This is a genomic window from Mesobacillus sp. S13, assembly GCF_020422885.1.
Lineage (GTDB): Bacteria > Bacillota > Bacilli > Bacillales > Cytobacillaceae > Mesobacillus > Mesobacillus selenatarsenatis_A.
Genome location: NZ_CP084622.1, coordinates 2,720,764 through 2,740,843, shown reverse-complemented (window position 1 = coordinate 2,740,843; position 20,080 = coordinate 2,720,764). Strand labels below are relative to the sequence as shown.

Here is a 20,080-nt window from a genome sequence, read left to right as displayed (position 1 = left end):
TGACTAAATGTCCAATTATAGATAAAAATGAATAAGTGCATTTGCTGTTTGTTTTTTAGGACTTCAAAACATCGCAAAGTACAGCACCTAAAAATTTACCCCTTAAAGGAGCAAGACCACTTCATGAACATTTGGGAACTATTTGTGGCATTTATACTCGGTCTAGTAGAAGGATTAACTGAATTTGCGCCTGTATCGTCAACCGGTCATATGATTATTGTCGATGACCTGCTATTGCACTCTAAACAACTATTTACAGAACCAGTTGCCAATACGTTTAAAGTAGTTATTCAATTAGGGTCGATCTTGGCAGTGGTCATTGTGTTCAAAGATCGATTCATTAATCTATTAGGATTGGAAAAGGGTGTTTCGATAGGTGAATCAAAAGGGAGGCTGAGTTTGCCTAAGGTGATTGTAGGGTTGATCCCTGCTGGGCTGACGGGCGTTTTATTTGAGGACTATATTGATGAACATCTATTTTCGGTTGAAACTGTCATTATCGGATTAGTAGTTGGGGCGTTCTTGTTAATAATTGCAGACCGCTTACAGCCAAAGACACTTAAGACCGAGGATGTTGATCAAATCAGTTATAAACAAGCCTTCGGAGTAGGTTTGTTCCAGTGTCTCGGTTTATGGCCAGGATTCTCCAGGTCTGGTTCTACAATCGCCGGTGGTGTTCTTCTTGGGATGAGCCACCGCGCAGCTTCCGATTTTACTTTCATCATGGCGGTTCCGATCATGCTTGGTGCCAGCGGCATTTCCCTTTTGAAAAACTGGGAGTATTTCACAATGGATGCTTTGCCGTTTTTTACTGTAGGATTTATCAGCGCGTTCGTATTTGCATTGATATTCATTCGCTTCTTTTTGAAGCTGATTAATAGGATAAAGTTAATGCCATTTGCGATTTATCGGATTGTTTTGGCTGGTTTGATTTATTTTATTTTTCTATAAAGCTCTTACACCATATTAAAAAGGAAAAGACGCCAATGCGCCTTTTCCTTTTTTGGTTTCAAAAAATCAAAACATGCGGTGCGCTTTTGCATTACTCCTCGCAATAAGGACATTTTGTGCCACCTGGGTTTCCCCATTGATCTGCGAGTTTGTATGCTTGCGCCTTGACCTGCTGTGGTGAAAAAGTTGTGAGTGGGGATCCAAATGATCTTTGTAACTCATACAATCACCTCATGAATGGATTTTTGAAACTCCCGATATTCGTACGAATATCATTAATATCGTTTGTAATATGAAGGACCAATATACAGAATAAAAATAAATGCTTTTTAAAAATAATCTTTTTTTGCTTTTTTTGTAACTTTTTACAATTTTCATCGTATTAATCTTTGTGAAGCAATTTTATATAATTTTTTGGGGAAAGAGGAGATTCTATGTCGCAATTTGCCCTCGAGGTAAAAGAACTGACCAAGACGATTGGTAAAAAAACAATCGTTGATGACGTGAGTTTTCAAGTGGAACGGGGAGAAATTTTCGGTCTGCTCGGTCCAAATGGTGCCGGCAAAACAACCATTATTCGAATGATTGTTAGCCTGATTAATCGTAGTGGAGGAACTGTGCTCGTAAATGGACATGATCTGGATGATTCCTTTACAGCAGCAATGAATGAATTAGGAGCCATCGTTGAAAATCCTGAATTCTACAAATACCTTAGTGGATATAAGAATCTCAGGCATTATGCTCGCATGGCATTAAGTGAAATTACGGAAGAACGGATAAATGAAGTGACAAAGCTGGTAGGGCTTGAAAATGCCATTCATGATAAGGTACGCACGTATTCATTGGGAATGCGACAGCGCCTGGGAGTGGCACAAGCGATTCTACATAAGCCGTCAATTCTCATTCTGGATGAACCTACAAATGGATTAGACCCACAAGGTATTCGCGAGTTCAGGGATTATTTGCGCTTGCTCGCCGGCCAGGGGACCTCTGTATTAGTTTCTTCTCATTTATTGTCTGAAATGCAGCTAATGTGCGATCGATTTGCCATCATTGAAAAAGGGAAATTAATACATATTTCTTCTATGTATGAGCATGAAACATCAGAAACCATTGATGTCAAAACGATAGAAGTTGAACTATCGAATCCTGCGCTTGCTTCCAAGCTTTTGGCAGAACAGATGATTGATGTAAAAGTAACGGCAAGTAAAGACAATCGCATAACCTTAGCAGCCCGCAAAGAACAAATTCCAACAATCAACAAACTGTTTGTTCAAAATGATATCGATGTTTATGAAATATTAAATGTAAAAGCAACACTCGAAGACAGATTCCTGGAAATAACCAATAAAGATAAAAAGGAGCAGACGGTATGATTCCTTTAATTCAAAATGAACTGATGAAGATATTCGGCAAAATGGCCAGCTGGATCTATATGGTTATAATCGTGTTGGCTGTTTTAATTGCTGGAATCATTTATATGAAGTTCAGCGCAGACCCAAATCCGAACTGGAGACAGGATACCCAGAATGAGATTGCGATGCTTGAAAATCAGATGGCATCTGCCTCTGATGATGAAAAGAAAATGATCCAAAACCAAATTGAACAGACCCAGCAGTATCTTGATCAAGACATTAACCCAAATGAAAAAACAAACTGGCATTTCATGAATGATGTAGTCGTCGGTGTCAGTTCTCTTGTCACCTTGTTCGTGGTGGTTGTCGGCAGTGCCAATGTCGCTTCAGAATTCTCTGATGGAACAATCAAACAGCTATTGATTCGGCCGCATCAAAGATGGCGAATTTTATTGTCAAAGTATATAGCCGTCATCATTTATGCATTATTATTGGTCCTGACATTGATTGTTTCAGGATATTTAATTGGATTGATCTTATTTGGCAGTGGCGATTTCAATATGAAGATATTTGAAATTACCCTGGAAGGAAGAAAGGTAGCAATTGTCGGTACACAATTCATGTTAAAAATGCTTTACTTCATTCCGAGCTTGCTGATCATCATGACAATCGCATTTATGCTGTCTACCTTATTTAAAAGCCAGGCTCTTGCGGTTGGTATCGGGATTTTCGTTCTGTTCTTTTCCTCTACAATCGGAGGAATCATCCTGATGCTTGCGGATAAATACACATGGGCAAAATTTTTGATTTTCCCCCATCTGGATTTGACTGTCTATGCACTTCAGGATCGAATCCTTGAAAATATAACATTGCCGGTTTCGCTATCCATTCTTGCGGTATATTACGCTATCTTTATGATGCTCACCTTTTTCTTTTTCCAAAAGAGGGATATCAGTATTTAAGCAGAATAATTTAAAGAGCGGTCATGTGCCGCTCTTTTTATATGGAAGATGAAAGGGGAGAGGTGAAGGTGAATCCTGTTTTGTTGGATTTTCCATCCGAATTTGAAACAGAACGTCTTTTAATCAGGATGCCGATGCCTGGGGACGGAGCTGTAACCTGCGAATCAATCAACGCATCTTTAGAGGAGCTTAAGCCATGGATGCCATTTGCTCAAAAAGAACAAAGTGTTGAAGAAACAGAAATCGTGATCAGGCAGGGCTACATTAACTTTTTGAACCGGTCAGACATGCGTCTCCTTGTATTCAAGAAGGATACTGGGGAGTTTGTCGCGTCATCCGGTTTGCATAGAATAAACTGGGACGTCCCTAAATTCGAAATCGGTTATTGGATTGACACCCGTTTTAGTGGAAAAGGGTATATGACAGAGGCTGTCCAGGGTATCACTGATTTTGCCGTCCGGGAGCTTAAAGCACGCAGAATCGAAATCAGATGTGATTCATTGAATACCAAAAGCAAAGCGATACCCGAAAGGCTAGGGTTTGCTCTCGATGGAATATTAAAGAATGATTCACTTTCCGTCGACGGTGAATTAAGAGATACCTGTATTTATTCGAAGGTGTTTAACTAATTGGGTTAAGGTAAACGTTTTTACGATTGGAACTTTGTCAGAAATGGTAGACGTTCGAACAAAACCGAGGCGAAATTCGGAATCTTGTCTGAAGAGATACTAGGTTTCGTCAAAACCGAGATGAAGGTTCCTGATTTTGTCTGAGGCAAAGCCGGGTTCGAACAAACCTGAGTTGAATGCCCAAGATTTTGTCCGAAGTAGAGCCGAGTTCGGACAAAACCGAGTTGAATGCCTGTAATCTTGTCCGAAGTAGAGCCGAGTTCAGACAAAACCGAGTTGAATGCCCGTAACTTTGTCCGAAGTAAAGCCAGGTTCAGACAAAACCGAGTTGGATGCCCGTAACTTTGTCCGAAGTAAAGCCAGGTTCAGAAAAACCGAGTTGGATGCCCGAGATTTTGTCTGAAGTAAAGCCAGGTTCAGACAAAACCGAGTTGAATGCCCGTAATTTTGTCCGAAATAAAGCCGAGTTCAGACAAAACCGAGTTGAATGCCCGAGATTTTGTCCGAAGTAGAGCCAGGTTCAGACAAAACAGAGGAGAATGCCTGTAACTTTGTCCGAAGTAAAGCCAGGTTCAGACAAAACCGAGTTGAATGCCCAAGATTTTGTCCGAAGTAGAGCCGAGTTCAGACAAAACAGAGGAGAATGCCCGTAATTTTGTCCGAAGTAAAGCTAGGTTCAGACAAAACAGAAGTGAATGCCCGAGATTTTGTCCGAAGTAGAGCCGAGTTCGGACAAAACAGAGGAGAACGCCCGTAACTTTGTCCGAAGCATAGCCGAGTTCGGACAAAACAGAGCAGAATGCCCGAGATTTTGTCCGAAGTAGAGCCGAGTTCAGACAAAACCGAGTTGAATGCCCGAGGTTTTGTCCGAAGTAAAGCAGAGTTCGGACAAAACAGAGGAGAATGCCCGAAACCTTGTCCGAAGCATAGCCGAGTTCGGACAAAATAAAGGTGAGTGCTCATATCTTTATCCAAAGTAGTGCCGATTTCGGACAAAATTGTAGCGAATAGCTCTGAAGGCTAATCAGGCTTGCAAGATATGATTTGATTACATAAAATACATTAAAAAACGAGCAGCCAATTCCGACTGCTCGTTCTTCCTTTATTGACCCTGCCACTCTCTAAGCTTGTCCATCACTTTGTCGCCGACCTTTCCGGCATCTTCCTGCATCTGATCAAATACTCTTTTCCACTTTGGCGCTTCCTCTTTCAGTTTTTCTTCAACTTTGCCAGCACGCTCTTTTAATTCTTGCTCCAATTCATTTGCTTTCTCCCTGATTGCTTTTTCTGTTTCTTCATAATCAACTACTGCACCAGACTTCCGTTCGTTGATTGATTGTACCTTGAAATCCTCCTGCTCAATATGGGGAACTGTTTCTTCCATGATCGCCCTGAACAGGGGGACTACATCTCTTGAGCTGCTGCTGGATAAATAATGGTCGCGGTCCGTTTTATCATATCCCAGCCATACTGCTCCGACGATGTTCGGTGTATAACCAACAAACCATTGGTCTTTTGTTCCATTGATATCTGAATAAGGCAGCTGCGTAGAACCTGTCTTACCGGCAATTTCAACACCCTCTATATTGGTCCCTTTACCAGTCCCGGTTTCTACAACATTCAATAGCATGGACGTCATTTCATTGGCCACTGATTTTGAGGTAACACGGGTTGTCGATCCATCATGCTCTGCAATCATCTTGCCTGTTGGCCCGACAATTTTTGTGATCAAATGGGCATCGTGCTTCTTTCCTCCATTAGGGAAGACAGAGTATGCTTCAGCCATCTGCAGCGGAGAAACCCCATTATGCATACCTCCCAGGGCGAGTGCAAGGTTCTGGTCCTCTTTTTCAACTTTGATGCCGAATCTTTTTACAGCATCAATACCTTTATTCAAGCCGATCTCATTTAAAAGCCATACAGCAGGTATGTTAATGGACTTTTCCACGGCTTCATACATAGGAACTTCTCCTTGGTAAGTGTCTGAGAAGTTTTTTGGGCTGTAATTTTTAAAAGACATCTTCTCGTCGACAAGCATGGAATCATATTCATAACCTTCTTCAAGCGCAGGTGTATAAACGGCCAGAGGTTTCATTGTCGAACCTGGCTGAGCCCTTAGGTGTGTAGCACGGTTAAATCCCCGGAAGACTTTTTCACCCCGGCCTCCAACCAACGCACGGACACCACCATTATCCGGATTAAGCAACACAGAGCCACTTTGCACCAACACGTCTCTTGATCGATCAGGGAATAGGCGGTCCTGTTTAAATACATTTTCCAGGCCCGCTTGTATATCCTGATCAAGTTCAGTATAGATGCGATAGCCTCTGGTCATGATTTCATCCTGGGTAAGTCCATATTTACTTGTTGCTTCATCTAAAACAGCATCGACATAAGAAGGGTATTTTCGGTCTGCGAGAGATCCGCCGCCGTCCTCTAATACAATCTTTTCGTCCTTTGCTTTTTTAAATTCAGAATCGGATATCATCCCTAACTCGTTCATTTTTGCTAGAACAACATTCCTGCGTTTAATCGCAGCATCATAATTGTTATAAGGATCCAGGGCAGAAGGGGCTTTAAGCAGTCCGGCAAGCAATGCAGCCTCACTTATAGTGACATCCTGAATATTCTTTGCGAAATATTTCTTGCTGGCATTGTTGATGCCAAATGCACCACTCCCGAAATACACCTGGTTCAGGTACATTTCTATAATTTCATCCTTTTCATACTCTTTTTCAAGCTCTACTGCCAAAAATAACTCTTCCACTTTACGTTTATATGTCCGCTCTGATGATAACAAAGCGTTTTTTGTCAACTGCTGGGTAAGGGTACTGCCACCGCCGGTTATGCCTCCTGCTAAAAGGTTTCCGAAGAAAGCGCGGGCGATGCCTTTAATATCGAATCCATTATGTTCATAAAATCGTTCATCCTCAATTGCAATTACGGCATTAGGGACATGCTCTGGCATATCCTTTATCGAAACTCCACCGGTCCGGTTCGTAGCAAGTTTGCTTGCTTCATCACCATTGCGGTCATAAATCGTGGTTGCCTGGCTCAAACCATCCTTCAGGGTCTGAACATTTGCCCTGCTGGCTATAAAAGCAAACCATAGAATCGATAACAATATGAAAACCAATAAGATTAATAACAAGATTTGAGTCAGGTGGCGACGTTTCCAGAATCGGACAATAGCCTCCCAAAATCGTTGCAGTAAATGCATATCATTTCTCCTTTTATGAATGAAGCTTTTGGTGACTTATATAGGTTTTTTACCTAATTTAAATTCCATTATATATGATTTGCTGTATTTCAGGAAAGTTGAAGCCATTTAAACAGACTAAAGGACCTGAAGTAGTTTAATAAAAACGGTGTGATTGAAAAGGAATGGGATACAAGTTAGGAAATATGACGATCTAGGTATAAATGGTCATCATACATCAAAACTAACTAATGTATTCTTTCAATTGGAGGCGAAAGATGAAGCTATTAGAAGAAATGCTCATTCTCTTAGGAAGGGTAGTCACAATTCTACCGCTGATGCTGTTTGCGGCGCTGTTTATGGGCAGGCGTTCAATTGGGGAGTTGCCAGTATTTGATTTTTTAATCTTATTAGCGTTTGGTGCTGTAGTAGGAGCAGACATTGCCGACCCCAAAATTCCACATATACATACTGCAGTTGCGATCATTTTAATCGCTTTACTTCAAAAGGTGGTAGCCTTTTTGAAAATAAAGAGCAGGAAAGTTGGAAGTTTACTTACGTTTGAACCAGTTACAGTCATTCATCAAGGGCAATTCATAGTGGAGAACTTACGAAAAACACAATACTCAATCGATAATATCCTGTTGATGTTACGAGAAAAGGATATATTTAATGTTCAGGATGTAAATTTAGGGATACTTGAAGCAAACGGAAATTTAACGGTCAAAAAAAAGCCAGGGAAAGAAACTGTTACCCTTGAAGATATGCAGCTAACCAGGAGCAATGAAGATCTGGCAATGCCTCTTATTCTCGACGGGAAGTTGTATAAGAAAGTTTTATTCCAGCTTAACTTGGATGAGGAGTGGCTGATGGATAGATTGGCACAAGAATCAATTCATAATTTGAAGGATATCTTTTTCGCTTCCATTACGGAAAGTAAGTCACTGCAAATCACGTTAAAGAAACAAACTGATTTAAATATTCCACCAATATATCATTGAATGTACAGTCATTGTTTAGGAGTTTTTTAAGATAAACAAAAAGGCGAACCCTATGTTCGCCTTTTTACTTTGCTATTTACCATCCAGCTGGGAGCATAGCAACCGGCATAAGCGATACCTTATAAGTGTAGCCGCCATCCTTCGTGCCGGTTGGCCATAAAGCTGTTGCCATGTAGATTACTTTAACAGTGTTGTCTTGGGAAAACTCTGTTACGTATACGATCCTGTCAGCCATAAAACCGATTTGTTCTTGTGTCCAAAGAATTCTGTCAGCCATGAAGCCAATCTGGTCAACTGTATAAAGAACTCCATTTAATGTTTGAGAATAAGAATCCGCACCCATTTGGCCAACTGTTACCAGAACATCAGCGGATGTAGTAGTAGCTTGAGCTTTTTGCTGTGGACCGCCAACAACGACTAGAGATAAAATCATCGCAATAGCAATGATGGAATTTATGATCATTTTTGACATACAAAATGTCCTCCTTGTTTATACCTAGAAGGGTAATTTCTATTACAAGTATAACTATATACCCCAATGGGTAATTAGTCAACAGAATTATTTAAAGTTCTCATTGTGGTTTTAGCCAGTCAGGAGTAAGATGTAATAGGTGAAAACAGAAAGGAGTTGGTATCTTTGGGTTATTCAAAGGAACCTGATCCCGATAGGTGCGGGGAAGTCGATGATCTATTAGATTTGATACAATTGAATGCTGCAAGACTATCAACTCTGAGTAAAGGTAGTTGGCTTCCTCGATAAAAGAAGAGGAGGTTGATCAAATGCTGGAAATCTATAAAAGCAGTGAACAAAGACATTTACTATGTGTGGAAGAAATATCAAAAGGCTGCTGGGTTAATATGGTTCATCCTTCTGAGGACGAAATCCTCAGAGTAGCAAATGAAACTGGGGTCGCAGTTGATTTTATTAAGGATGCCCTTGATGATGAAGAACGTCCAAGAATAGAAAAGGAAGATGGAATGGTCTATATAATTGTCGACTATCCCTACATCACGCATGATGAGTCCGGCTTCCCAATCTATGAAACTATTCCTGTCGGAATCATCCAAACGCCAAATTGTATCATAACTGTTTCTCTGAAAGAGACACCTGTATTGAATGAATTCAAGTCAAACAGAGTCAAGGAATTTTATACTTTTAAGAAAACAAGGTTTGCCCTGCAAATCCTATATGTGATTTCAATCTATTATTTGCGGTACCTGAAACAAATCAATAAAAAGACGAATGAGATTGAGCGTGAGCTCCATCAGTCAATGAAAAACAAGGAATTGTATGCATTCCTCGCATTAGAGAAAAGCTTGGTTTATTTTACGACGTCACTTAAATCCAATAAAGTCGTGCTTGCCAAAATCATGCGCTTTAATTATTTGAAGATGTATGAAGAGGATAAGGATTTATTGGAGGATGTCATCATTGAAAATACACAGGCTATTGAAATGGCTGAGACATACAGTTCCATTTTAAGCGGCATGATGGATGCATTTGCCTCAATCATTTCAAATAACCTCAATATGGTGATGAAATTTCTTACTTCCATTACCATCATTCTATCTTTTCCGACCATGGTAGCAAGTTTTTACGGTATGAACGTTGATCTTCCATTCCAGCATAACGCCTATGCATTTATCCTGGCTATCAGTATGGCTGTTTTATTGGCGGGATTAACAGCATTCATTTTCTGGAAAAAGAAATATTTCTAACTAACCGTCTGGACATCTGTCCGGGCGTTTTTTAGTCTAAAATCGCCTTTAATACATATTTATGAATTAACAGTGATGGTGCTTTATATGGATATCACAGGTAAAAGGGTGATGGAATGGCTGGAATATTGGTCAGTTTTTATAGGAAAGTGTTGTCCGTTTTCATTATATTAGTTTGCACTTTTAGTTTTTTTCTAGTGGCCGGCCTCATTTCGTCTTCTAATATCAGCATCTTTAAATTTAAGGTGAATGGAGATATTGGAGCAGAGGTTTTCTTGAGGATCATAAGTTATGAAAACCCATTGATCGGACATGCCTTGACAGGTTCAAATACTGAGTTACCTATATTTTCCACAGGATTCAAATTGCTCACAAATATTGAAATGAATGATCTAAGGAGCTTGGTCAGGACTGAAATTCCTGGTTTTCGTGTATTTGATTCTAATTTTCTTATTGCGGATGAAGGTGTTGATTTTACGGATATCCCGATGGAGTCTGCCCCTCCAATGGAGGTTCTGCTGCAGGAAAGGAATATGGCGGCGGATGAATTAAAGGAGTTGAACAGCGGGAAGATTTATTCCGGTTCTTCTCCTGAAGAAAAATCGGTATTCATTTATCACACGCACAGTTGGGAATCCTATCTGCCATTACTTGGACTTGAGGGTGCAGAGAATGAAAATGAAGCTGTTGATGGCAAGACGAATATTACCATTGTGGGTGATTTACTAGGGAAGGAATTGGAGAAGAGAGGTATTGGGGCTAGCGTGGATAAGACCAATATTGGCCAGGAGCTGGACAGGAAAGGCTGGCTGACATATAAGTCTTATGAGGTTTCACGTTCATTGGTTCAAGAGGCGATGGCTGACAACAAGAAATTGGAATACTTCTTAGATCTGCATCGAGACTCTGTGAGAAAAGATTCGACTACAACTACGATCAACAATGAACCTTATGCAAGATTAGTTTTTGTAATAGGCGAGGAAAATAAAAGCTTTCAAAAGAACCTGAAGTTTGCAAACGAACTTCATAAAATCCTCAATAAAAATTATCCGGGCATTAGCAAAGGTGTCTTGCCTAAAAAGGGAATCGGAGTGGATGGAATATACAATCAAGATTTGCATGCAAACACGTTAGTAGTTGAGGTTGGCGGTGTTGATAATAATATGAAGGAATTAAAGAATACAATAGAAGCGTTAGCAGATGCAATCAGTCAACTCTACTGGAAGGCGGAAGAGGTTAATGGCTGATTATGAAAAATACTACTGGCTGGTATGGACGATTGCCACATCGCTGTTCGCGTATTTTTATTTTCCTCTCACGGTCACCGTTGCATTTTTTTTCTCAGGGATGATGATAAGCAGTAAATGCCTTGTCGAGGACTTCTTAATCTTGCAGGAAGAAGAAAAGCAAAATGAAAAAAAACATTGAGGCATGCAGCTTCAATGTTTTTTTCTTCCTTAGATGCGCTTCTTTACTTAAACCAGCCTTTTTTCCTGAACCAGAAGAACATAATCACCCCGATGACAAGCATGGCAAATAAAGCTCCGAAGTAACCATATTGCCAGGAGAGTTCGGGCATATTCTCAAAATTCATCCCATAAACTCCAGCGATGAATGTCAGAGGCATGAAAATGGTTGTTATCACCGTCAATACTTTCATCACTCGATTGGTTTCATGGGAATTCATTGATAAGTAGGCGTCGCGGATGTCAGTTGTCAATTCACGACTGGCTTCTACCTTCTCAGCCAACCTCAATAAATGGTCATGAATATCCGCAAAATATTCTTTTTGTTCAAGGACTCCGGATAGGCGATGGGAATTAATCATCCTGTACACTAAATCTCTCATTGGGGTGATGGTATGCCTCAATGAGAGCAACTCATGTCTTGTATCGAATAAATCTTCAAGCAGATCCTCCATTGAGCGATCGGCTGAATTCTCATCTATTTCATTCAATAAATCTTCGATACGGTAGACATGTGGGAAATAATTATCAACAATCTTATCTAAAATATGGTAAAGAACGATTGAAGGATTCCACTCATTTGTCACCTTTGAGAGTTCTAATCTCTTCCAGACTTCATCAACTTCATGGGTATTGGCACTATGGTAGGTCACAATATAGTTACGTCCAAGGAATAAATCAACCTCTTCCTTTTGCATGGACTCTCCATTCAATGCCTGAAAAACAAAGAAATGGAAATCATCATAATAGTCGAGCTTTGGTCTTTGAAGGGTGTGAATACAATCTTCAATGGATAATGGGTGGAATTGTAACGGTTTGTCCAATAATTGAATCTCTTCATCAGTAGGGTCATTAAAATCAATCCAATACCAATGATCGGGGTTTGATAGCAATGTATCTAGGTTTTGACCAGTTTGAATATGACCTGAAGGACTAACAGAAATTGTACGTATCATAAAATCTCCCGGAAAATTTTAATCTAGGCCAGCTTGTTAATGATTAATAAATAGTCAGAGTATGCAATCATTAATGATGCTGAAACCCCTTTCTATTATATTAGCAATACATGTTCGGAATCAAAGCAGAAGCAACTTACTTAAGGCAGATTGGAGTCACCGCATGAAAGATGATGGAAGAAAAGAAGAATTGCTATAATAGGAATAGCTATTAAGGTCTTTTAAAGTGGAGACCGAGGACAGAACATGGTCCCCATCCCTTTTTTAAAAGACATTATTCTTGTGCCGCTTTTTTAAGGTTCATTATACAAAGCAGATTTGATTAGGAGGCTGTGATAGAGTGCTGCATCATATTGAAATCAATGTAAGCGATTTAAATAAAGCGATTGAGTTTTTGGATTGGTTTTTAAGTGAATTGAACTATGAAGTCTATCAAAAATGGGATAGCGGTATAAGCTGGAAGTTCGAGAACACTTATTTAGTTTTTGTACAAACTCATGAGAAGTTCTTAAAAGCAGGGTATCACCGGTCCCAGGTTGGATTGAATCATCTTGCATTTTATGCAGAATCTCGTGAACAGGTGGACAAAATGACGGAAAAACTAAAAGAAAGAAACCTGACCATCCTTTATCAAGATCGACACCCATTTGCAGGTGGCCCAGACTACTATGCGGTATTCTTTGAAGGTCCTGACCGTATGAAAATTGAATTGGCAGCACCGTGAATGATTATTTCCATGTGTTGATTCCTCTTATAAAGGGAAAAGTATTTTACTTTTATAATTAGGAGGCAAAGGGAAAATTATGGCAGAAGCTTTTTTGGGGATTGTCATTTCTGCGATGGCAACAGGGCTTGGAGCGATTCCAGTATTATTTCTAAATAATGTCTCATCAAGGTTAAAGTCGTTGCTTCTCGGCTACGCTTCTGGGATCATGATGGCAGCGACGACCTTCAGTTTGATACCAGAAGCTATGAAAGCATCAAATATTTGGGTCTTATCCCTGGGTATGCTATTTGGAACATTCATTTTGAATTTTATCAATTCCAAGACAGAGAAATTGAATACTAGTAACTTAAAATTTTTACCAGGTGTTGATCGGAAGACATTAGTCATCATCACAGCAATCACACTTCATAATTTGCCTGAAGGACTTTCAGTCGGTGTAAGTTATGGAACAGGGGAAGAGAATCTTGGTGCAATCATTGCTTTTGCAATTGGCTTGCAAAATGCACCGGAGGGATTCCTTGTTGGGCTTTATTTAATTCATCTTAAAATGTCCAGAATGAAGGCACTTTTGATCGCTACGTTGACTGGAGCTGTGGAAATAGTAACCGCAGCAATTGGATACTTCCTTGCCTCTGAAGTGGATGGCCTTGTGCCCTTTGGTTTGAGTTTTGCGGCAGGGGCAATGTTATTCGTTATCTATAAAGAATTGATTCCAGAAAGCCAGGAGGACCATCATGTTAAATTCCCTACATATTCATTTATCTTGGGCTTGATTTCCATGCTCTATCTCACATTGCATTTTGGGTAAAGGTTGAAGAGGCATAGGTTCATGCACTTTCTTGGGGATGAGAACTTAGCATTAAAAAGGATAATAACAAAAGTATTGGGTAAAGACAAAGAGAGTCTGGTATTCTAATGGTATACATATTAGGAGGGATCATTATGGGAGAATGTAAGATCGACCACAGTAGAGAAGACGTCCAGAAGAAATACGAGTCGCAAAAAGAATTTCTGCCGGAAGAATTTCACCCAATGTTCAATCAGTTTTTTGAAAAAGACCATACTCAGGACATTCTAAATGAAGTATTCCATTTGCTGAAAAAGTATGACTTGGCAACAGAAGAAGAAAGAAGCGAACGTAACTACAGAATGAAATTGGTTTTAATGAATGTGTAATGAAGAGAAACGGAGCAAGTTGCTCCTATTTGCTTTTTTTAACTGATGTTGATTTCACAAGTTGAAAAATAAACGGAATAATTCCGGTAAAAATTGAAACGGCTCTTATTTTCTTGAAAATAAGGGTCGTTTTTCCGTTTATTTAATAAAAGTCACTGGATTTTGGCTTATTTATAGGAGTTAACCGGAATATATCCGCTTATATCTGCTAAATAAGCTTCCTTTATAGACGGTAGCCGGAAATTCTCCGCTTATGAATTCCTTTACTTTATGAAAAATCACCAAGAAATGCTTTTTTAGAAATATATGAGTCATTGCCTCAGGAAAATAACCTTTCAAATAAGTGGAATTGACAGAAGATTTTTGTTTTAATACTCCAATAAAAAACTTATTGCCAGCAAAAACCAGAAGGAGTAAAATTAGGTGGATATTTCGGTATCCAAAATAATAAATGAATCATTTGAAAGAAGAGGGAATGCATGGATAGTCCTTCACAAATAACAATGAGGAATGAAAAGAATAGCATCATAAATGGTGTTGCCTCTACGATTGTTATGAGTATGAGCAATAACTATTTTGCCTTGTTTGCCATTGGTGTCCTTGGTGCTACGAATTATCAAATTGGATTAATCAGTTCTCTGCCTCAAATAGTCGGCATGTTAGCTATGATTCTTGGTACAGTGATCATGAGCAGGCTGCAGGAAAAAAAGATGTTCACTGGTCTCTCTATTTTTTTCACGCGTATATTTTTACTGGCAATGTTCTTCGTCATATATCTTCCGGAAGAGTACAGGGCATGGACGTTTGTATTGCTCATTGGTTTTATGAATCTTCCCGGATCATTCGCAATGCTTAGCTGGCAGTCATTTATCGGGGACCTTATATCAGATAGCCGCAGAAGTGGATTCTTCAGCGAGAGAAACAGGATTCTGACTATTGCCGGCATGGTTACGACATTGCTAATTGGAATAGGACTGCAATGGTTTGATAAAGCCAATCCCCTGCCATATCAAATACTCTTCATTCTCGCATTTCTTTTTGGAATGATGGAAATCTTTTATTTAAATAGACATGTAGAACCGAAGAAAGATCATGTAACTGACAAGAAACGGGTTAGTTTTGGCTGGGATGCATACCAACATAAACCGTTCATTTATTTTTTGATCTGTGGGTTGTTTTTCAACTTCGCCTGGCAGTTAGCCTGGCCATTATTCAATATTTATAATATTAAAGTTGCGCATATGACGGGCTTCTGGATCAGTATCATTACAGTGGCAAATCAGGTAGGTCAAATCATCAGCTTCAAGTGGTGGGGAAGGATGGCTGACAAGCACAGCAATGCGAAGATGCTGGCGATAACAGCTGTAGGGATGGCATCAGCACCATTCCTTACGATACTCTCAACCAATATGTATTATCTGACCTTCGTGAATTTTACTTCTGGCCTCTTTGTTTCGGGTACTGTGCTTTTGTTATTCAATCAGCTTCTCGAAGTAACGAGGGAGCAGAATCGCGGAAGCTTCATAGCCCAATACAATATTCTTTTAGCGATTATAGGCTTTATCGCGCCGCAAGTTGGAGTATACCTGCTTCAGTTAAGTTCCATCAATACAGCTATGAATTTTGCAGCTGTTTTAAGGTTGGTCTCTGGCGCGGTATTTTTACTATTCTATATTTATATGAAAAAGCGATACTTCAACAGTAACAAAATGGCGGTCCAAAAAGCATAGGAATTTTACAGTGAGTATGTGCTTAATACCCCGGTCAATCAAATAGGAAAAAAGAGTATAAAAATCCGGTCTTTTAAGGCTGGATTTTTTATAAGGGATTTATAAAGGAATTTATCGGACTAACACCGAATAAACTCTATTAATATTGTAAGGACAGGTTGTGTAGCCATGACTATTTTTAGCTATTTTCTCATTTCATATCTTCTTGGCAGCTTGATGGCCGGTTATTTCGTTGTGAAGATACTCGGGAAAAAAGATATAAGAGTTGAGGGAAGCGGCAATGTCGGGGCGAGGAATGCAGGCCGGGTACATGGAAAAGTATCATTCATTTTTACTTTTCTTGGTGATGCATTAAAAGGGGTGCTTGTCGTCTTTATTGGTGAATATTTTAATTTGGCACCCGAATTACTCTTAGTAGGATTAGGATTTGCCATTCTCAGCCATGTTAAGCCGATTACCTTAAAATTCAAAGGAGGCATGGGGATCTCTACATTTCTTGGCGGAATGATCGCCTTTGAACCCATGTCAGCTCTGATCCTCATTATTGGGTTTATCCTTCTTTATCCGTTTCTAAAAAGTTTCACATTTGCTGGACTGGGTTCCTTTATTTTGCTTCCAATTTGCTTCTATTTTCTTGGCATCCAGCTCAAGGTCATTTTCATTGCCTGCTTCCTCGTGCTAGCGATCATCTACATCCACCGTGAGGATATATTCGAGAGATTAGATAAGAGAGCAAAAAAATAAAGCAACTGGTAAATAGCAGATAATCACCTATTCCTACTATATGGGACCAAAATAAAGAGCAGTTAATGTTTATCATTCGCACATTTCGAGGTAATGAAATGAATAGGATAATGTATCCGTTCGAAAGGAGCCTGAAATATGTGGAACTGGGTTTGGCTCTTGCTGCTGCCGATCATTATTTTGCTGCTGATTGAAGAAGTTAGTCAGTTTATTTGGCGCAGTTATTTAAAGGAACCACAAGATAGAAAAGAAAGATTTTTCAGCCGTACACTTGAAAGCTTTAAAAAAATTATGGAGAAATATCGTAAAGATCCTTCACATTGATGTGAGGGATTCTTTTTTAGCATAATAAAATTCCCATCCTGATTGAAATATCCACTCTGTTAAACTATGATATAATTATATTCAGAAAATTTAGAAATGAAGAAGGGATGATAGTATGAGTAAAAAAATTCCGGAAAGCTGGTGGGAGCAGTTATCCGTTCCTGCTATTGCTGCACCAATGTTCCTTGTTTCAGGTCCAGATTTGGTTAGTTCTTGCTGTAAAAACGGAGTGATTGGATCATTTCCGGCTCCTAATGCCCGACCAATAGAAGTTCTTGATGAATGGATGGGCAGGTTGAATGATGAATTAGCAGAAGCAAAGAAACAAGATCCAGAACGCAAAGTAGCACCTTGGGCGATGAATATGGTAGTACATAGTACGTACAGCAGGCTTGAAGAAGAGCTTGAGTTATTAAAAAAGCATAAACCTCAGCTTGTTATCACATCACTGGGCAGTCCAAAGAAAGTGGTAGACATTGTACATGAATATGGCGGCCTTGTATTCTCAGATGTCAGTGATGTGAAATTCGCTAAGAAGGCAGCAGAGACAGGAGTAGATGGCCTGATTTTAGTCGCTAATGGAGCAGGCGGCCATGCAGGGGAATTGAATAGCTTTGCTTTTGTTGATTCTGTACGGACTTTCTGGGATGGAATCATCGTGCTGGCAGGATCAATCACAACTGGAAAAGCTGTGCTTGCTGCCCAGGCAGCAGGAGCAGATCTAGCTTATATGGGCACAAGATTCATTGTCGCAAAAGAAAGCATGGCCAACGATGAATACAGACAAATGGTGGTGGATGCTACTCAGGAAGACCTTATTCTTACCGATGCATTTTCTGGCGTGAAAGCGAATATGCTGAAGCCAAGCATTGTCAGGGCAGGACTGGATCCAGAAACCCTTCAGAAAAAAGATAATGTGAATTTTGATTCCATGCAAAGGGAGACAAATGCAAAAGCATGGAAAGATATTTGGTCTGCAGGGCAGGGAGTTGGGGCCATAGAGAAAATTCAAACCACATCGGAAATCATTAGCCAATTAGAATCAGAATATAGTGAAGCGTTAAGAAATTTGAATTCAAAATCAAGCAAAATCAAGCCTTTAATTATGGAATAAACCTAAACTCACCGATTGAAGATTCCAATTATCGGTGAGTTTTTTTAGGAGAAAATAGATAGTGTTTTCTCGATTCGGTCATAATTTTGTTTAGTCGATTAATGGGGAGAAGTATGTTAGTATATAGGGTAAATTTGAATATGTGAATTCATTGTTTGTTTCCCTTGAATTCCCTGAGGAGACTGATACAATGCAAAAAAAAATCCAGGACCTGATTTCCAGTGTGAAAGATACGGGAGCCCATATTTTTTATTCATTCAATGATGAAGGTAAATATGTTGATAATCTTATAGTCTATCTTACTGCGGCAATCGGTCTCGGCAATCACGTCATGATTATCGAAAATGACCGTATTTTGCCTTTGGTCCAAAAGAGAATCAAGAGTGAACTAACTGAGGAACAGCAGAAAATGATTCACACAATCAATAATTATGATTTTTACTGCTATCGCGGCAACTTTAATAAGAAAACGATTCTTAGTTATTTAGATAATATGCTCGCGCCCTTTTTGGAAAACAACATTCCTGTACAGACATGGGCACATGTTGAGTGGAGAGACCAAGAAGACATTTTCCAGAATATTGGGAATTACGAAAAAGAGGCTAACCAAATACTTCAGTCAACAACATTAATTACCATTTGTGGCTATGATGCCAATAGGGTTCCTGAGTCTTTGAAAGACATCCTGATGGATTCGCACGATTATTACATGACTGACGATACCATTCAACAGATTGATCGAAATAGTTAAATGAAAGTACCTGCCGATGACCATCGGCAGGTTTTTTATACCTTTAAACAGATTTTCTATTTATCAATTGAAATGGCAGAGAAACTTTTTGTGCGTATTCATTGTTTTCTGAACGCTTGATATATGCTTTAAAAGCATCTGAACCTAATTGGTTAGTGGGGATGTCAATTGTTGTTATCGCCATCATTTCAGAGATGGGATGGTTATCAAAGCTTAATACAGCGATATTTCCGGGTACCGCTATCCCGTTTTTTATTGCTTCGGTAATCAATCCTGCTGCAACTTGGTCATTGCCCACCAGAAAGGCTGTAGGCTTTTCTTTCATATTTAAATATCGGTTCATCACCTTTTTACCATCCTGAATAACTAAACAATCTCCAATAATCCACTCATCGTCTACATCGTGGCCATTCATGTCCATCTTTTTAAGATATGTCTTCTGCCGCTTCTGGCTGTTTGTTCCTTCAAGCCTTCCCAAACATATGGCGATTCGGTCATGCCCCTTAGATATTAAGTATTCCAACCCCATGTTGAAAGCTTCATCGTGTTTGATTGAAATAGATGGAAACTCATCTTGATCACAATCTTCGCATAACACAATAGGACCGTCATTTTTATACTTCAAGAGTAAGTTAAAGGGAATGGCACGTGATGCAAAAATAATTCCATCAATGAGATGGCCACGCAGTTGTTCTAACGCTTCGAATTCCTTTTCTTCTCGATATCCTGTCTGGAAAAGAACCAGCTGGGTATTATGCTTTATCGCCTCTTCAGCAATACCTTCCAGGAGTTCAGAGAAATAAGGGTGATTGATTGTAGGCAATACAACACCAACCATATTTGTCTTGCCCCGGGATAAATGGACAGCATTAATATTTGGACTGTAATCCAGTTCCTTTATAGTTTTTAAAACAGCTTCCCGTTTATCTGGACTTACATATGGATGATTATTCAATACTCTGGAGACAGTTGACACAGAGACTCCCGCCTGTCGGGCAATTTCTCGGATATTAGCCATGTAAAAACCTCGCAAATATTTATTCTTGACCTGAAACGCGTTCCATAAATTATTGTGAATTCAAACATATCACAAAGGAGTGTTCATTATGGTAACAGGATTCTTGATGTTGGCAGGCTTATGCTTGTTTGAAATTATTTTAGCAAAAATTGCATTAGGTAACGCGGAAATAAAGGAATTTAGTTACGAGGAGTTTTTTTATGGGGAATACTAAGTCAATGCTTCTTCATGTATGTTCCTGAGAGAAGATCATTGTAG

Annotated in this window: 22 protein-coding genes; 17 read left to right on the top strand and 5 right to left on the bottom strand. The window is 39.4% G+C overall.

Translation table 11 applies throughout. The features are described from left to right. Positions 1–123: 123 nt before the first annotated feature. Entirely contained in the window at positions 124–951 is an 828-nt protein-coding gene (locus LGO15_RS13965; RefSeq protein WP_167832574.1) for an undecaprenyl-diphosphate phosphatase, read from the top strand. A 66-nt stretch (positions 952–1,017) separates the two neighbouring features. On the opposite strand, the gene LGO15_RS13960 is transcribed toward LGO15_RS13965, so the two are convergent. Next, positions 1,018–1,173, bottom strand: a complete 156-nt coding sequence (locus LGO15_RS13960) for a YpzG family protein (RefSeq protein WP_102263026.1) — start codon at positions 1,171–1,173, stop codon at positions 1,018–1,020. A 212-nt stretch (positions 1,174–1,385) separates the two neighbouring features. Here LGO15_RS13960 and LGO15_RS13955 point away from each other — a divergent pair, with 212 nt between their 5' ends. The 3 genes from LGO15_RS13955 to LGO15_RS13945 all read left to right on the top strand — a co-directional run bounded on the left by LGO15_RS13955 (position 1,386) and on the right by LGO15_RS13945 (position 3,897). Then, a complete protein-coding gene (locus LGO15_RS13955) occupies positions 1,386–2,327 on the top strand; it encodes an ABC transporter ATP-binding protein (protein ID WP_226085089.1) in 942 nt (313 codons plus the stop codon). After that, on the top strand, positions 2,324–3,268 hold the full coding sequence (locus LGO15_RS13950) for an ABC transporter permease (RefSeq protein ID WP_226085088.1): 945 nt from the start codon (positions 2,324–2,326) through the stop codon (positions 3,266–3,268). The genes LGO15_RS13955 and LGO15_RS13950 overlap by 4 nt, the downstream gene beginning before the upstream one ends. Before the next feature lie 68 nt (positions 3,269–3,336). Beyond that, positions 3,337–3,897: a GNAT family N-acetyltransferase gene (locus tag LGO15_RS13945; RefSeq protein ID WP_167832577.1), complete on the top strand. Its 561-nt coding sequence runs from the start codon at positions 3,337–3,339 to the stop codon at positions 3,895–3,897. 1,102 nt (positions 3,898–4,999) lie between these two features. On the opposite strand, the gene LGO15_RS13940 is transcribed toward LGO15_RS13945, so the two are convergent. Next, positions 5,000–7,117 carry a transglycosylase domain-containing protein gene (locus LGO15_RS13940; protein WP_226085087.1) on the bottom strand — a complete coding sequence of 706 codons (2,118 nt, stop codon included), beginning with the start codon at positions 7,115–7,117 and terminating at the stop codon, positions 5,000–5,002. Positions 7,118–7,374: 257 nt separating this feature from the next. On the opposite strand from LGO15_RS13940, the gene LGO15_RS13935 reads away from it, so the two are divergent. After that, a complete protein-coding gene (locus LGO15_RS13935; protein ID WP_226085086.1) occupies positions 7,375–8,097 on the top strand; it encodes a DUF421 domain-containing protein in 723 nt (240 codons plus the stop codon). A 76-nt stretch (positions 8,098–8,173) separates the two neighbouring features. Here the strand turns inward: LGO15_RS13935 and LGO15_RS13930 are convergent, their stop codons facing one another. Beyond that, positions 8,174–8,569 (bottom strand): hypothetical protein, encoded by a 396-nt coding sequence (locus tag LGO15_RS13930; RefSeq protein ID WP_226085085.1) that lies wholly within the window; start codon positions 8,567–8,569, stop codon positions 8,174–8,176. 308 nt (positions 8,570–8,877) lie between these two features. On the opposite strand from LGO15_RS13930, the gene LGO15_RS13925 reads away from it, so the two are divergent. The 3 genes from LGO15_RS13925 to LGO15_RS13915 all read left to right on the top strand — a co-directional run bounded on the left by LGO15_RS13925 (position 8,878) and on the right by LGO15_RS13915 (position 11,244). After that, complete coding sequence (locus tag LGO15_RS13925; RefSeq protein ID WP_226085084.1) at positions 8,878–9,816, top strand: magnesium transporter CorA family protein; 939 nt, start codon at positions 8,878–8,880, stop codon at positions 9,814–9,816. A 275-nt stretch (positions 9,817–10,091) separates the two neighbouring features. Continuing rightward, complete coding sequence (gene spoIIP / locus LGO15_RS13920; protein WP_167832582.1) at positions 10,092–11,063, top strand: stage II sporulation protein P; 972 nt, start codon at positions 10,092–10,094, stop codon at positions 11,061–11,063. Beyond that, positions 11,056–11,244, top strand: coding sequence for a hypothetical protein (locus LGO15_RS13915; protein ID WP_226085083.1), 189 nt, complete (start codon positions 11,056–11,058; stop codon positions 11,242–11,244). Before spoIIP ends, LGO15_RS13915 begins: the two co-directional genes overlap by 8 nt. Before the next feature lie 43 nt (positions 11,245–11,287). Here the strand turns inward: LGO15_RS13915 and corA are convergent, their stop codons facing one another. Continuing rightward, positions 11,288–12,238, bottom strand: coding sequence for a magnesium/cobalt transporter CorA (gene corA, locus LGO15_RS13910; RefSeq protein ID WP_167832584.1), 951 nt, complete (start codon positions 12,236–12,238; stop codon positions 11,288–11,290). A 340-nt stretch (positions 12,239–12,578) separates the two neighbouring features. Here corA and LGO15_RS13905 point away from each other — a divergent pair, with 340 nt between their 5' ends. From LGO15_RS13905 to LGO15_RS13870, 8 genes are all read left to right on the top strand, one after another. Next, positions 12,579–12,962: a VOC family protein gene (locus LGO15_RS13905; RefSeq protein WP_226085082.1), complete on the top strand. Its 384-nt coding sequence runs from the start codon at positions 12,579–12,581 to the stop codon at positions 12,960–12,962. Between the two features lie 79 nt (positions 12,963–13,041). Continuing rightward, positions 13,042–13,773: a ZIP family metal transporter gene (locus tag LGO15_RS13900; RefSeq protein ID WP_226085081.1), complete on the top strand. Its 732-nt coding sequence runs from the start codon at positions 13,042–13,044 to the stop codon at positions 13,771–13,773. A gap of 134 nt (positions 13,774–13,907) precedes the next feature. After that, positions 13,908–14,141, top strand: a complete 234-nt coding sequence (locus LGO15_RS13895) for a group-specific protein (RefSeq protein ID WP_226085080.1) — start codon at positions 13,908–13,910, stop codon at positions 14,139–14,141. A 479-nt stretch (positions 14,142–14,620) separates the two neighbouring features. After that, entirely contained in the window at positions 14,621–15,871 is a 1,251-nt protein-coding gene (locus tag LGO15_RS13890; protein WP_226085079.1) for an MFS transporter, read from the top strand. A 168-nt stretch (positions 15,872–16,039) separates the two neighbouring features. Further along, positions 16,040–16,615, top strand: coding sequence for a glycerol-3-phosphate acyltransferase (locus LGO15_RS13885; protein ID WP_226085078.1), 576 nt, complete (start codon positions 16,040–16,042; stop codon positions 16,613–16,615). 138 nt (positions 16,616–16,753) lie between these two features. Continuing rightward, positions 16,754–16,939, top strand: coding sequence for a hypothetical protein (locus LGO15_RS13880; protein WP_167832590.1), 186 nt, complete (start codon positions 16,754–16,756; stop codon positions 16,937–16,939). A gap of 115 nt (positions 16,940–17,054) precedes the next feature. Then, entirely contained in the window at positions 17,055–18,053 is a 999-nt protein-coding gene (locus LGO15_RS13875) for an NAD(P)H-dependent flavin oxidoreductase (protein WP_167832591.1), read from the top strand. Between the two features lie 190 nt (positions 18,054–18,243). After that, a complete protein-coding gene (locus tag LGO15_RS13870) occupies positions 18,244–18,804 on the top strand; it encodes an MEDS domain-containing protein (RefSeq protein ID WP_226085077.1) in 561 nt (186 codons plus the stop codon). A gap of 43 nt (positions 18,805–18,847) precedes the next feature. Here the strand turns inward: LGO15_RS13870 and LGO15_RS13865 are convergent, their stop codons facing one another. Next, on the bottom strand, positions 18,848–19,822 hold the full coding sequence (locus LGO15_RS13865; protein ID WP_226085076.1) for a LacI family DNA-binding transcriptional regulator: 975 nt from the start codon (positions 19,820–19,822) through the stop codon (positions 18,848–18,850). Between the two features lie 88 nt (positions 19,823–19,910). On the opposite strand from LGO15_RS13865, the gene LGO15_RS24190 reads away from it, so the two are divergent. Further along, a complete protein-coding gene (locus LGO15_RS24190; protein ID WP_264163701.1) occupies positions 19,911–20,036 on the top strand; it encodes a hypothetical protein in 126 nt (41 codons plus the stop codon). The last annotated feature ends 44 nt before the right edge of the window (positions 20,037–20,080 follow it).